Origin of the sequence: Mycobacterium innocens, from assembly GCF_900566055.1 — a bacterium.
GTDB classification, from domain to species: Bacteria; Actinomycetota; Actinomycetes; order Mycobacteriales; family Mycobacteriaceae; genus Mycobacterium; species Mycobacterium innocens.
In genome coordinates this window covers 1-14,426 of the sequence record NZ_UPHQ01000050.1, presented here as the reverse complement: position 1 = coordinate 14,426, position 14,426 = coordinate 1, and the positions used below count along the sequence as shown (strand labels likewise).

The 14,426-nt window shown below is 66.8% G+C and carries 10 protein-coding genes and 1 pseudogene; 5 read left to right on the top strand and 6 right to left on the bottom strand.

The annotated features are described in order from the left end of the window. Nucleotides 1–130 precede the first annotated feature (130 nt). The 4 genes and pseudogenes from EET03_RS31220 to EET03_RS06095 all read right to left on the bottom strand — a co-directional run. A pseudogene (locus EET03_RS31220) lies at nucleotides 131–1,358 on the bottom strand (condensation domain-containing protein); the annotation flags it as partial. Between the two features lie 14 nt (nucleotides 1,359–1,372). After that, nucleotides 1,373–1,603 (bottom strand): MbtH family protein, encoded by a 231-nt coding sequence (locus EET03_RS06105; protein WP_036404234.1) that lies wholly within the window; start codon nucleotides 1,601–1,603, stop codon nucleotides 1,373–1,375. Between the two features lie 200 nt (nucleotides 1,604–1,803). Further along, nucleotides 1,804–2,730 (bottom strand): DMT family transporter, encoded by a 927-nt coding sequence (locus EET03_RS06100; protein WP_075541103.1) that lies wholly within the window; start codon nucleotides 2,728–2,730, stop codon nucleotides 1,804–1,806. Nucleotides 2,731–2,880: 150 nt separating this feature from the next. Continuing rightward, complete coding sequence (locus tag EET03_RS06095; RefSeq protein ID WP_075541104.1) at nucleotides 2,881–3,762, bottom strand: oxidoreductase; 882 nt, start codon at nucleotides 3,760–3,762, stop codon at nucleotides 2,881–2,883. 469 nt (nucleotides 3,763–4,231) lie between these two features. On the opposite strand from EET03_RS06095, the gene EET03_RS06090 reads away from it, so the two are divergent. After that, nucleotides 4,232–5,248, top strand: a complete 1,017-nt coding sequence (locus EET03_RS06090; protein WP_075541105.1) for a diacylglycerol kinase family protein — start codon at nucleotides 4,232–4,234, stop codon at nucleotides 5,246–5,248. Nucleotides 5,249–5,250: 2 nt separating this feature from the next. Here the strand turns inward: EET03_RS06090 and EET03_RS06085 are convergent, their stop codons facing one another. Continuing rightward, nucleotides 5,251–5,571 carry a hypothetical protein gene (locus EET03_RS06085; protein WP_244232257.1) on the bottom strand — a complete coding sequence of 107 codons (321 nt, stop codon included), beginning with the start codon at nucleotides 5,569–5,571 and terminating at the stop codon, nucleotides 5,251–5,253. Nucleotides 5,572–6,517: 946 nt separating this feature from the next. Here EET03_RS06085 and EET03_RS06080 point away from each other — a divergent pair. The 4 genes from EET03_RS06080 (at nucleotide 6,518) to EET03_RS06065 (ending at nucleotide 13,623) form a co-directional block, all read left to right on the top strand. Continuing rightward, the gene (locus EET03_RS06080) at nucleotides 6,518–9,757 is read left to right on the top strand and encodes a fatty acyl-AMP ligase (protein ID WP_075541106.1); all 3,240 of its coding nucleotides are present in this window, start codon (nucleotides 6,518–6,520) and stop codon (nucleotides 9,755–9,757) included. Nucleotides 9,758–9,862: 105 nt separating this feature from the next. Next, nucleotides 9,863–10,771 (top strand): metal-dependent hydrolase, encoded by a 909-nt coding sequence (locus EET03_RS06075; RefSeq protein ID WP_063468958.1) that lies wholly within the window; start codon nucleotides 9,863–9,865, stop codon nucleotides 10,769–10,771. 13 nt (nucleotides 10,772–10,784) lie between these two features. Beyond that, entirely contained in the window at nucleotides 10,785–12,536 is a 1,752-nt protein-coding gene (locus EET03_RS06070) for an SDR family oxidoreductase (RefSeq protein ID WP_075541107.1), read from the top strand. A gap of 10 nt (nucleotides 12,537–12,546) precedes the next feature. Further along, nucleotides 12,547–13,623: a PDR/VanB family oxidoreductase gene (locus EET03_RS06065; RefSeq protein ID WP_099194018.1), complete on the top strand. Its 1,077-nt coding sequence runs from the start codon at nucleotides 12,547–12,549 to the stop codon at nucleotides 13,621–13,623. Between the two features lie 41 nt (nucleotides 13,624–13,664). On the opposite strand, the gene EET03_RS06060 is transcribed toward EET03_RS06065, so the two are convergent. Then, nucleotides 13,665–14,024: a hypothetical protein gene (locus EET03_RS06060; RefSeq protein ID WP_075541109.1), complete on the bottom strand. Its 360-nt coding sequence runs from the start codon at nucleotides 14,022–14,024 to the stop codon at nucleotides 13,665–13,667. Between the last annotated feature and the right edge of the window lie 402 nt (nucleotides 14,025–14,426).

Below are 14,426 nucleotides of genomic sequence, written 5' to 3'. Positions count from 1 at the left end.
GCGGGCAGACCGGCCGCCACCAGAGTTTGCTTCGGACATGATCAGATCCTCCGTAAAAGCTGGGAGAACCCGTCGGATGCCGTCTGATCGACACGCCGATCTCTATCGCGAAGTCAGACGCAAACCACCCCGGCATCCCGGCCAGGGCATCTTCCCAATACCTCACCTGCGCGGCCAGGGGACTGTCGCGATCGGCCAGATCGCCGAGATTGTCCCGCTGCCACAACGTGTAATCGGAGTACTGCACCGGCAATTCAGCCCAGCCCGAGGGGCGACCGGCGCATCGGCTCATGTAGGCCACCCCCACGTCAGAGGCCAGCACACCGATCGACCAGCCGTCCCCGGCATGTGGTGCACCGTGATCACCAGCACGTGCTCCCGATCGGTTACCATGAAAAGCCTGGCCCGCGAAGGGATCTCGTTAGTGAGCTCAAGCGGCGAATCCGCGATGGCTTCACCCAGCCGGGAGGCCGGCCATTCGGCGGCATCGATGACCTGCCAACCGAAGTCGGCTTTTCGGCGGACAGGACTAGCTGCTGGGGTATCCCGTCGACCGCCGAAAACACCGTGCGCAGGCTTTCGTGGTGGCCCACCACATCGGCCACCGCCGCATTCAGCGCGTCGGTATCAAGCAGCCCGCGCAGCCGCAATGCGACCGCCCTGTTGTAGACCGGTGAGGGCCCCTGCAACTGGTGGATGAACCCACAGCCGGCGTTGTGCAAACGACAGCGGCACCGCGGCAGGTCGTTCAACTGCTCGCAGCGGCCGTAGTCGTCCCGAGTTGCCAACGCGAGATGCCAACTGGGCAACCGTCGGCGCGTTGAAAAGAGTGTCCACCTTGAGATCGGTGCCCAGGGCCGCGTTGACCGCGGCGATGGCTCGCATCGCCGACAGCGAATCGCCGCCGATGTCGAAAAACGACTCGTCGACCCCGACGCGCTCCACACCGAGCAAGCGGGCATAGATGCCTGTCAGCACCTGCTCGATCGCGCGGTAGCGATCGTCGTCCTGGCATTCCGGCGCGGGCAGGGCGCCGGTGTCGAGTTCGCCATCGAGTGTCAAGGGCAACCGCCCCAACACCATCACGGCGGCGGGTACCGGGTAGGCCGGCAGCCGCTCCGCCAATGCCGCCCGCGCTGCGGCGGGATCGACCACGCCGGTGACCCACTCGGTGACATAACCCACCGACGCCGGTCGCCGGGACGGTCCTCGCGGGTGATCACCACCGCCTGATCTACCCCCGCCGGCTCGGCTAGCGCCGCCTGGACCTCACCGAACTCGATGCCGTCCGCGCGGATCTTGGCCCGCCCATCGGCAAACCCGACATACCGCAGCCGCCGATCACGCTTCATCCGGACTCCACCGGGAGGGCTTACGAATCGGAAGTCCGCCGCTGCGCTAGCCTCTCGCGAAGACTCTTCGGCCTGATATCGGTCCAGTTCTGTTCGACATAGTCCAGACATTCGGCCCGGGTGGCCTCACCGTAAACGACCCGCCAACCGGCCGGAATATCGGCGAACACCGGCCACAGGCTGTGTTGCTCCTCGTCGTTGACCAGGACGAAGAAGCTACCGTTGTCGTCGTCGAACGGATTAACACTCACTCGTTCTCCTCACGGCCCAGTAGAGGCGGGTCAAAGCCTAACCAGTGCGGAACCATTCCTGTGGTGGAGCGTTGTGTCCAGATCACCGATCGGCGACGTCAACTTAGCACCAATATCGTTCAATTCGGCGGTTAATTGACTGTCCCGTTACCTGTGTGGGCGTCGACGGTCGCGGCCGGGATATAGCCGGCGGTAACGCGTCAACCGCTCAAGGGTTGCGACGGCGCCGTGGGCCGGTCGGCGATCGTCACGTCACGTCCCGCGCCGGCCGCCATGGTAGCGGCCTCACCGCGCGCCAAGGCGACCGTCGCGATGATCACCATCACCGCCGAGGCCACCAGCAACAGCCACTCCGGGCCGTCGGCCTCCAACGTCTCGCCGAGCACGGTGACCCCGAGCACCGAGGCCACCACCGGTTTGGCCACCGTCAGCGTCGGCAATGAAGCGGTCAGGGCGCCGGCGCGAAACGCCGACTGCTGGAAGATCATCCCGCCCAGCGCGGCCAGCACCCAGCCGTACAACTCGGGCGTGCGCAACAGGTTGTCCGTACCGTGTTCGAGCACGTCAACGATGCCCTTGGTGAGCACCGCGAACAGCGCCAACGACGAACCCGACACCACCGCCAGCAGCACCGCCGCAGCGGGACGATCCGCCAAGATCCGGGCGCCCAGCACACACAATCCCAAGGCCGGGACCAGCACCGCGGCCACCTCGATCCAGGCTTGTAGCGAGCCCCGGGAGTGGCCGGCGGTGGGATCCCCAGCCGTGATGAGTGTCGCCAACGCCGCAGCCAGCAACACCGCTGACAGCCACTCCCGCCGGGTTATCCGATGATGGGCCAACCGTGCATAGAGGGGCAGCGCGAACAGCAGCACCGTCACCTGCAGCGCCGTCACCAACATCACCGAGCCCTTGTCGAGGGCCGCGGCGAGCAGACAGTAACTGGCGATGTCGCCCAGACCGCCCAGCCACCAGCGGGTGTCGCGCAACAACATGCCGAACAGCGCCAGGTAGCCGACGGGTTGGTCGGTGATCTCCTGGGCGGACCGCTGCCGGATCACACTGCCGATCGCGGCTGCCAGAGCGGCGCACAACGCGAGAAACCCCGCGATATCGGTATTCGACATGGGGCGACCTCCTCGCCGACATCCGGCCCGCGGCCGCACGTATACCCACTATTCACGTTTCGTTTGCATCGAGTCGACCGTGCGCCGAGTTCTCAGCCGTCCCGGCGCCGAAAACGCCTCGCCGGCTTGCACACTCGCGCACCGTTCGCCTCAAAACGGGAACTTGGCACCGGTCAGCTGTTCGGACAGCTCCCAGAGTGCGACGGCGGTGGCAGCGCGCCTGGCCGACCAGTTGCGCCAGGTCGGCTGGGTGCGGCCATATAGGCCGAATCGCGGGCCGACGAACGTGTTGCCGGCAAGATCCTGCGACACCGCATACAACGTCTGGCGGGCACCGAAGTCGGCGTCAGTAGACACCATCCGGTCTACGGCCAAGACCGCCGCGTCCACCACTTTGCGGCCGGAGTTGCCCTGCAGGTTCGTGTGCGACCAGCCCGGATGGGCGGCCAGCGCGCGCAGCGAGGAGCCGACGGCATCCAGACGCCGCTGCAGCTCGCTGGTGAACAGCAGGTTGGCCAGCTTGGACTGGCCGTAGGCCAGCCACGCCGAATACGGCCGCGACTGCCAGTTCAGGTCCCTGAGGCTGATGTAGCCGATGTTGTGCAGCAGCGAGGACACCGTCACCACCCGGTCGGTGAGCTTGGGCAGCAGCAGGTTGGTCAGCGCGAAATGACCGAGGTGATTGGTGGCCATATGGCCCTCGAATCCGTCGGCGGTCAGCCTGTATTGCGCGGCCATGATGCCGGCGTTGTTGACCAGGACATCGACTTCGCCGATGCCGTCGGCGAAGTCCCGCACCGAGGACAGGTCCTGCAGGTCGAGCCGACGCACCTCGATGCGACAGTCCCCGGATTTGGCCATTTGCCGGGCGGCGGCTTCGCCTTTCTCGGTGTTGCGTACCGCCAGGATGACGTGGGCACCGACCCGGGCCAGCTCGCGGGCGGTCACCTCACCCAGCCCGCTGTTGGCGCCGGTGACGATGACGGTGCATCCGGCGAACGACGGCAGCTCTGCCGCGGTCCACTCAGGCACGGCAGACGCTGGAGTGCGGGGCCTCATCAGCCGGCCCCGGTGAGCTTTTCGCGGCGTTCCGCAATGACCGCAGCGGCGCGCGGCGGCACCCCGCCAGACCTATCAGGCATCCGTTGTCCCACCCCGTCAAGTGCCTAGTTCTTCTCGGTTCTTCGCGTTGGCAAACCTCACGCGTTCGACTCCGATGACATGGTAAAGCGAGACCCCTTGGCCGAGTCCCCGACGGTGCTTCGTCACGCCCGGGACACCGCCGACCCCGAGGGCCAGCGTTGCCCGGCGCCTACCGGCGGCGACGACGGCAGGATTCAAAACCCGTGAAGCTGGGTATCGTCCCGAATGGTCCGTGTAATCCCACGCGCGGTCCTTTCGCCGAGGAGTATCCAATTGGGACGCGATGTATCCGCCTGGCCGGCCCTGCCCCGCAACGGCCGCGGGTCGGCCAGACGTGCGCCGGGCGGGTGACCCGCAGATGTACCTGGGCGTCATCGTCAACCCGAAAGCACGCAAGAACCTCGCTGCGCCGGGTGATCGCGCCGCCGAGCTGCGCGGCATCGTCGGCCGGTGGGGCGAGGTGCACGAAACCGCGTCCGTCGACGAACTCCGCACGACCGTGCAGCAGCTTTATCCCCGGGTTACCCACCTCGTGGGCGACGGCGGCGACGGCGCCCTGCACTGGTTGGTCAACGAAACGCGGCAGTGCGTGGCCGATCCGGAACGCTGGCCGGCATTTGTGCCCACCAACGGCGGCAGTGTCAACGCCGTCGCGCGCAAGGCGGGGATACGCGGGCGGGCCGATGCCATCGTCCGTGCTCTGGCGGCGGCCGCCGAGTCGGATCAGCCGCCGCCCGAGGTGTGCCTGGACACTTTGCAACTCGACGGCGAGACCGCCGACGGCGCGCCATTCCATCGCCTTTGCTTCGGGCTGGCCGCCGGAGGGGTCGGCAACCGGTTCTACGACAAGTACTATGCCAACCCCGATCATGGCCGCGCGGCCGTCGCGCGGGTGATCGCCCGCACGTTCGGTGACTACGTGACCTCCAAGGTTGCCCCGGGCCGCATGAACAGACCCAACTGGGCGGCCCACCTGTTCGCTCCGACCCACGCCCGCGTGGTCATCGACGGCGAGGAGGTCCCGACGCGAACCCACCGGCTGCTGCACGCCGGCGCGATCGACCTGCGTATCGGCGGTCCGTTCCGGCTCTTCCCGAAGGCCGCCGCACCCGGTGCGCTGCATTTCCAGGCCGGGGACACCAGGCCCTCCAGGATCGTCGCGCAACTTCCCGCGGGGCTCACCTACGGCAGCATCCGCGGTGATCGGGTACGCGATGTCAACGGCGAAGAAATGGTTATCGAGGCCGAGGACGAGCCGTTGTCGCCGATCATCGACGGCGAACGTTTCGTCGGCGTCGTCAGGATTGTGGCCAGCGCCGGGCCACGCGTCCGGGTGACGCGAGTAGCGCCTGCGCGTCAGCTGCCTCGGTGGTGACGTCAGCGCCTGGAGCGGATGGTGCGGGTGATCTGGGAGGACAGTTTGGGGTCGCTCAATAGTTGGTCGACGAGGGCGACCAGAACCTCTTGTCCGGTGACGCGGGCGAGACCGAGGCGGTCGGCGGCTTCTCGCTGCCAGATATCGAGGGCTCGGTGCTGGGCTGGGGAGAGGTCGACCGTTCGCCGGGTGCGCGCGGCGCGTGTCCGGCCGATTGTGACGGGTTCGGTCGGCGCCGCCGCGACCGACGAGGCGAATGGTGCGTCTGCGGTGTACGCCCGGAAGCGTTCGGCGTCGGCGTTGATGCGGTCGGCGCTGCTCATCGTGGTGCCCCCCTCGGCAAGCCATATCAGTATGTCAGTACTTCCGTTGCAGTATATCCGTAGATGAGGAGTTGCTGCACTATCACGGCGGTGCGGATTGGGGGGCCGGTCGCGAGCGGGGATGCGCAGGCCCGCGGGGTACCGCATCTGGTCGCTCCCGGCAGACGAGAGGTCCCAGCCGGTCGCCGGTGATGACGTTGCTGCAGATGTCACGTCGTGAGGCGCGCATAAGGGGTCCGGCGGAAGCCGCGAGCGCGGCCCGGCGGCGGACGGCGACGTGCGCGGATGTCGCCGACTCGGGCCGGCGCCATCGGCACGGCTAGCCCGATGCTGCCGGCGCGCCCGTCGGCACCGGCCGACGACGGGAGTGCCCAACACCGAGACGCCCGTCCACCACCGAGTGACTCGTTTTTCGCAGGTGGCATTGATAGCCAGTGGCACTGATAGCCGTTGCTGAAATGGCCGATAACAACAGAATGCCGGGCACTTACGGAGCCGATTTCAGTTTATAAATTAACTCGGGATGCCAAGCAGTAACATCGATTGAGAACGAGCTTGTTGCGGCAGACTCTATGGCGCCAGTCATGAAATACGGTAATACGGATCTCCGTATGTCAGTATCTTCGGACCTTGCTGATTTACCTGCTTGAATGCTGCAATTAGTGCTACTGAGATACTGAGAGACGTAAGTACGGAAATGCTTTGGCGATGCTGTGTTATGTGCTTGTCGGGCCGGAAGTCAAGCCTCATCCGAACATCGGTTATGTGCACCAATGCCTATTAATCGGCACGCGCCGGTGAGGTTAGTGCAAACCGGCATAAAGGGCACTGAAGTCTTTTGCTGTTATCGGCCCGCCGCGTTATGCTTGGCATTACCGATTGGTGAATGACGTGGTTCCGTCGATCCGGTCGAAGACCGGCTCGGAAAGGGGGAATGGCTCCTACCATGGAGACGCTTTTCGACTACCTGCGGATGTGGGAAGCACGCAAGCCGGACCAGACGCTCTACCGGTTCGTGGATGCCGAAGGCCGCGAGCTCGAGCACTACACCTATCAAAGCTTCGCCGAACGGACCCGCGAGCTGGCCGCCTACTTGCTTGCAGAGACCGGGCTGCGGCCGGGAGACCGGGCGCTGCTGGTTTACCCGCCAGGGCTGGAGATGGTGGCGGCATTCTTCGCCTGCGCTCGTATCGGCGTGATCGCCGTACCGGTCAGCCCGCCTTTGCCCATGGCGTTCGAAGCGGGCCTGGCCAAGCTCAGCTTCATCGCCCGGGACTGCCAGGCCAAGGCGGTGCTGTCGACCAGACAGCTCGAGTACGACTACCGCCTGCTGCTTGGGCACCGACAAGGCGGGCTGCCGTGGCCCGACGCCGCGCGGCCTCCGGAGCTACCGTGGTTCGCAACGGACGGCACCCGGGAGTTCGGCGGCGCCCCCGCGGCGGACACGCCCGGTCCGGTGCTCTTCCTGCAGTACACCTCCGGCTCCACCAGCGATCCCAAGGGTGTGATCGTCAGCCACGCCAACGTCATCGCCAACGGCTCGGCCTTCGCCGGCGGCGAAGTGGCCGTCAGCTGGCTCCCGCAGCACCATGACATGGGCCTGATCTCCGCTTACCTGTTCATATTGCTGCTCGGTGGGACCACGCATGCGATGTCGCCGGCTGATTTCCTGCAACGGCCGTCGGCCTGGCTCCGGCTGATCAGCCAGGTGCGCGCCACCCACAGCCCGGCGCCGAACTTCGCGCTGGAGTACTGCCTGCGTGAAGACAAGCTGCCCACCGACGAGCTGACCGGGATCGACCTGAGCAGCCTGGACAGCCTGCTCGTCGGTGCAGAGCCGTTGCGCGCCAACACATTTGCTCGTTTCCGACAGCGCTTCGCGCGCTACGGTCTGCGGCCCGACGCGCTGGCCGGCGCTTACGGATTGGCCGAAAACACCCTGATCGTGTCCATCCGGGGGCGCCAGACGCTGGCTTTGAACAAGCGGGCGCTGGGGCAGAATCTTGCCCGGGTCGAAAAGGCGCTGCCGGAGAACAACAACCAGGCCCGGGTCGTGAGCTGCGGCAAGCCCGTTGCCGGAAACGTGGTCCGCATCGTCGATCCCCACTCGAGGCAGGCCCTGGGCGAGGGCCGAATCGGCGAGGTGTGGCTGGACGGACCGTCCAAGGGCGGCGGCTACTGGCATCGTCCCGAACTCACCGCGGAGACCTTCACAGCCCGTATCACCGGCGATGCGGAGCGTACCTATCTCCGGACCGGCGATCTCGGTTTCCTCTACGAGGGCGAGCTGTTCGTCTGCGGCCGCAGCAAGGACCTGATCATCGTCCGCGGCGTCAACTGCTACCCCTCCGACATCGAGGCCGTGGTGGAGCGGTCGGCCGCGCAGGTTCGCAACGGCTGCGTCGCGGCCTTCTCGGTCGAGCAGGAGGAGCAGGAAGCGCTGGTCGTGGTCGCCGAGGTGCGTGACCAGCACTGCCTCCCGGACCCGAAGGCACTAGCGCGGTCGATCCGCCGCCACTGCCACGTCGATCCGCACACCATCGTGTTCGCGCCGCCGCGCAGCATTCCCAAGACCACCTCGGGCAAGATCAGGCGCGCGCAGACGCGGCGACTATGGCTCGACGGCAAACTGCCCGTGCTGGCGAGCCACACCCGCCGGACCCACCAGGAGCTGGGCGTCACCGCGGGTCCGCTGGAACGCTTCCGTCATCTCATGGAGAGCTACGACCTGACCGGCCAGGAGGACTGCTCCTTCGCCGATCTCGGCATCGACTCACTGGCCCTGGCCGAACTGCGCGCGGACCTGCAGTCGCTGCTGGACGAGCATGGCGCGGCAGAGCTGACCGAGGAGGTCAACACCCGCCTGCTGCAGCGCCTGACCGTCGCCGAGTTCTTCCGGCTGGTGTGGCAGTTCGGCGATGGGTCGGGCCAGCCGATCCACGCCCTGCGCCACGCGCTCGACCGGATTGCCGCCGAGTACGAGGCATACGAGGCCATGCAGATGCGCGTCGACGCGCGGCTGCCGCTGCCGGCGCTCCCGCCGGCGCGATCGGGCGCACCCAGCGAAATCCTGTTGACCGGCGCGACCGGGTTCCTGGGACCGTTCCTGCTCGCCAGCCTGCTCCGGCGGACGTCCTACACCATCCACGCGCTGGTCCGCGCCACCGATACGGCACACGGTCACGATCGGATCATCGCCTCGCTACGCCGGGCTCAGCTATGGTCGCCGGCCCTGGAGGCCGAAGTCCTGGCGCGGGTTCGGGTGATCTGCGGCGACCTGGCCGAGCCTCACCTGGGAATCGGTGAGGCGGGGTTCCGGCGACTGGCCGACACCGTGGACGGCATCGTCCACAACGGCGCCCTGGTCAACTATGTCCGAACCTACGACGCACTGCGTCCGGCCAACGTGATCGGCACCTGGGAGCTGCTGCGGCTGGCGCTGACCACACACCGCAAGAGCTTCCATCTGGTCTCCAGCACCTTCATCTACGGCTGGAGCACCATGCCGGTGGTCGGCGAGTCGTATGGGAACGAGGAGATGGCCGGGCTGGATTTCGGCTACTCGCAGACCAAGTGGGTCGCCGAGCAGCTGACGCTGGCCGCGCAGCGGCAAGGACTCGACGTGCGGATCTACCGGCCGTCGCTCATTTCGCCCACCAGCGCGGGCTTCGGCAGCCGAGACGACATCTTGGTGCGCCTCACCGCGTTCATGATCGAGCACGGCCTGGCCGTCGACGCGCACAACCAGGTCAGCCTGCTGCCGGCCGACCTGGTCGCCGATCACATCGTCGCGCTGATGGACCTGCCGGCCGAGACCGGCCATGTCTTCAACCTGACGGCGGATGACTACTACAACCTCACCGACATCACCCGGCTGTTATCCGAACGCTACGGTTACCGCTTTGCCTACCACGACATCTCGTCGTTCGCCGAGCAGTTGAACCGCCGGTGCACGCCGCGCGACCCGCTGTACCCGCTGGTCGATTTCCTGACCCGCTCCGCCGGCAAGATCGAGGCGATGCGCGACAAGCGCTACGACAACACGCGGTACCGGCAAGCCCGCACGCTGGCCAAGGTCGGGTTGCGCGAACCGGCCCTGGCCGACACGGTTGATGCGCTGGTCGAGTTCCTGCGGCGCGAGCAGCTGATCACCGAGGCTGAGGGCGAGGCGCAATGCAGTGCCTAGTCACACGCCGATTCCGTTGCGGTGCGGATAATTTGAGTACCAGGATGGCAAGCCCGACAACATCGAGCACTCGTTGGCACGCCGCAGCCGCCCAGGGGGATCACCATGTTCACTGTCGATGACCAGGCAGCCGGCCCGCATGACGCGTCACTGGATCACGAGCGAATCGTCCTTCAGGCGCGCGACGTCGAGTTCGATTGGGCGAAGCTGCCGTTCTACTACGTGCCCAACGAACCCTTCACCACCCACTTCTGCAATGTGCTGCACCTGCTGCTACCGGCGGGCGAAGAGTTCATCGTCGACGCGTTCAAGAAGGCGTTGCCGCTGATCAGGGACGACCAACTGCGGCTTGATGTACAGGGATTCATCAGCCAGGAGGCCCTGCATTCCCAGGCGCATTCCGGCGTGCTCGAGCACTTCGCCGCCCGGGGTATTGACGTGACACCGTTCACCGACCAGCTGCGCTGGCTGTTCGGCAAGCTGATCGGTGACCGGCCCCGCTGGAGCCTGCGACGACGGCAGAGCTGGTTGCTGGAACAGGTTTCGATCGTGGCGGCCATCGAGCACTACACCGCCATCCTGGGTGAATGGATTCTCGACACCCCGCAGCACGATGCCCTCGGCACCGATCCGGTGATGCTGGATCTGCTGCGCTGGCACGGCGCGGAGGAGGTCGAGCACAAGGCGGTTGCCTTTGACACCATGAAGCATCTGCGGGCCGGGTACTGGCGGCAGGTGCGTACCCAGCTGTTGGTCACGCCGGCGATGCTGTGGTTGTTCGTGCGCGGCGTGCGGTTCATGTACTCGGTCGACCCGCACCTGTCGCCGGGGACCAGGCCGCGCTGGCGAGATTACTTCGATGCGGCGCGGCGGGGTCTGGTGCCGGGGCCTTTTCAGTTCCTGCGAGTCATCGGCGCCTACTACACGCCGAGCTTCCACCCGTCCCAGCTGGGCGGGGTGGGACGCGCGGTCGAGTACTTAGCCCGATCACCCGCTGCCCGAGCGGCGCACTGAGCATCGAGGAGCCATGATTCGCACCACTGTGACCGCATCGGACGGCGTCGCGCTGGCCGTGCATGCCTACACCGAGATCGATCCGCGGTGCCCGACCATCCTGGCCATCCACGGCTACCCGGATAACCACCATGTGTGGGACGGTGTCGCGGCGGAACTCGGTCAGCGCTACCCCGGCAAATACAACGTCGTGGCCTACGACGTGCGCGGGACCGGCGAATCCGGACGACCGGCTGGCCGGTCGGGATATCAACTCCCCCAATTGGTTTCCGACGTCGGCGCGGTGATCGACGGCCTCGGCGTTGACCAGGTCCACCTGATCGGGCACGACTGGGGCTCGATCCAAGGCTGGACGGCGGTCACCGACGACACCGTGCTGGGCAAGATCGCCTCGTTCACCTCGATCGCCGGGCCACACCTGAACTATGCGGGCCGGTTTCTGCGCTCACCGCGCACGCCGCGCACCGTGGCCGCCGTCAGGCAGATCCTGGCCTCCTCCTACATCTGGTTCTTCCTGTGCCCGGTTGCGCCGGAGATCGCGATCCGGTCGCGGTTGCAAGTGAAAGTGTTTGAGGCCGTAGAGCGTATCGGGAGATCAAGCACCCGCAGCCGGCGTGGCGCGTCGCCCCGATCGCTCGACGACTACCTCAACGGGCTCAACCTCTACCGCGCCAACATGCCCGCACCGTTTCTGGCGCCGCCGGCGCAGCTGCCGCCGGCCGGCGTCCCGGTGCAGGTGCTGGTGGCGCGTCAGGACTATTTCGTGACGCCGGCCCTGCAGCGGTTCACCGGGTCCATTCCGGCCGAGGGCAGGGTCGTCCCGATCGAGGGCGGGCACTGGGTGGTTACCTCGCGTCCCGACGTCATCGCGCGGCTCGCCGGCGAGTGGGTCGACATGGTCACCGAAGGGGCGGCTCCGGCGGGTGAGTCCACCCGACCGCGCGCTGTGCGAGGCACACTCGCGCTGGTCACCGGGGCGGGCGCCGGGATCGGCCGGGCCACCGCAGTCGAGCTGGCCCGTCAGGGTGCGCGTGCCGTCGTGATCGTCGACCGAGACCTTGCCGGGGCCAACGACACCGCGGAGGCCGTGCGGGCAGCCGGCGCCGAGGCCGCGGTCCATCAGGTCGATGTCAGCGACGAAGCGGCCGTGAATGACCTTGCCGCACAAGTGCGCAACAAGCACGGCGTGGTCGACATCCTGGTCAACAACGCCGGCATCGGGATGGCCGGCCGGTTCCTGGAGACCACGTCGGAGCACTGGGACACCATCATCGGCGTCAATGTTCGCGGCGTCATCAACGGCAGCCGAGCGTTCGGCGCCCAGATGGTGGAGCGCGGCCAAGGCGGCACGATCATCAACGTGGCGTCGGCGGCGGCGTATGTGCCGTCAAAATCGATGGTCGCCTACGGCACCTCGAAGGCGGCGGTGCTGGCGTTGAGCGAATCGATGCGCGCCGACTTCGCCGACGAGGGCATCACCGTCACGGCGGTGTGCCCGGGCTTCGTCAACACCAACATCGCCAAGAGCACCGTCTATGCGGGGATGACGGCCGAGCAGCAGGAGCGCGCTCGCGAGAAGGCCGACGCCGCGTACCGGCGGCGTAACTACACCCCGGAGGCCACCGCCAAGGCGATTGTCCGAGCCGTCCGGACCGGCCCGGCGGTGCTGCCCGTCGCGGCCGAGTCGCGGCTCGGGTATACGCTGCGCCGCATCAGTCCGTCGCTGGTTCGGCTGTTCGCCCGCTTCGACATTCGACAGACGTAGGGATTACCCTGTGGCGCCGACTATTTGGAGCAGCAGACCCGCCGACCTGTACGGCCGGCGCAGCCGCGACCGGATGTTGACCGCATTGTGCGGGGTGGGCGCTCTCTTCGGCGGCTTCGCGTCGGCGTCGCGGTGGGCGCCGTCGCGGATAGTGCCGGTGCAGCGGACCACCGCCGCGGTGGTCACCAAACGCGAGCTGCTCACCCCGGACGTGGTCGCCTTGACAATGGCCGACCCGGAAGGCGGACTGCTGCCGTCCTGGACGCCGGGCGCGCACATCGATGTCCGGCTGCCTTCGGGGCGGCGCCGGCAGTACTCGCTGTGCGGTCCGCCGGGACGGCGCACCGACTATCGCATCGCCGTGCGCCGGATCGCCGACGGCGGCGGCGGTTCGATAGAGATGCATGACGCCTTCCGCGAGGGCGACACGCTGACATTCGAAGGCCCCCGCAACGCGTTCTATCTCGTCACCGACGAGCACGACGTGGTGTTCGTGATCGGCGGCATCGGGGTGACACCGATCCTGCCGATGATCCGGCTGGCCCATCAGCACGGAATCGATTGGCGCGCAGTGTATGCCGGCCGCAGCCGAGACTACATGCCGTTGTTGGACGAGGTGCTGGCGGTGGCACCGGATCGGGTCACCGTCTGGGCCGACGACGAGCGCGGCCGCTTCCCCACCGCCGAGGATCTGCTTGCCGACGCCGGGTCGACGACGGCGGTGTACGTGTGCGGGCCGACCGGAATGCTGGAGTCGGTACGGGCAGCGCGCGACCAACACGCCGACGCCCCGCTGCACTATGAGCGGTTCGGTCCGCCGCCGGTGGTCGACGGTGCTCCCTTCGAACTGGAACTGGCGCGATCGCAGCGGGTGCTCGCCGTGCCGGCGAACCGGTCGGCGCTGGGCGTCATGCTCGACCACGAGCCGGCGACCGCGTATTCGTGCCAGCAAGGGTTCTGCGGGACCTGCAAGGTCAAGGTGCTGGCCGGGAACGTCGATCACCGCGGGCGCGCCGCGGAGGGTGAGGACGAAATGCTGGTCTGCGTCTCGCGGGCGAAAGGCAATCGTGTGGTGATCGACGCCTGACTTCGACTGTGAACGTTGCGATTGGTTGGCCGACATTTCAGCTACACGTACTCGTTCCGTGAGAGGACAAGCGTCTCCGTGGGTGCGGAAATATCGACATAACAATGACCCGCACCGGTGGTGCTATGAATCATCGCCGCCAACAACTCGACGATTTCTATCGCCTTGGCATCGTCAAGCCGCCACAAGACCTTGTCGTCGTGCAGCTCGATGTCGGCCGCGCCGGGATCGATCAGGAATTCGTGGGTCTTCCCATCGTGGGCCATTTGCGACGACCCCTGGCGCTCAGCTTGAACCGGCGCTGCGAGTACGGTGTTCACCCCGGCGGTGTCCATGGCCAACAACACCGCGTCGTCACCGAAGTAGAACTTTGGTGCCAGTTCGGCACGAACTACGCTCATGGTTCTCATGCTTTCTCATGGGCAGCCGAAGCGGGACAGCGCACTCCGGTGTCTTTCCGAATCACGTTCATCCTCGATCAGAGGTGGATGCCTTTCTGGCAATCCCCTCGAACCGTAGAGACTTTGTTTGGGTGGGACGTGGTTGTGAGCGCCGGGCGTTTGGGCGGGCAGGGGCTTTGCTCCTGCCCCGTGCCGCTGCGCGGTGAGGGGCCGGAGAGGCTCCGGGGTCAAGGGCGGGCCGTAGGCCCGTCGCGCAGCGACGCATAGCGCCCTTGAGGCCGGAGGGGCGGCCCCGTAGCCTCGCCCGGGGCTCATCGGGAAGGACAGCGGCGGCGAAGCCGCCTTCATTTTCGGTCATGCCGCCCTCGGATCGCCGCTGTCGCCTGCGCTGCGCTGCTGGGC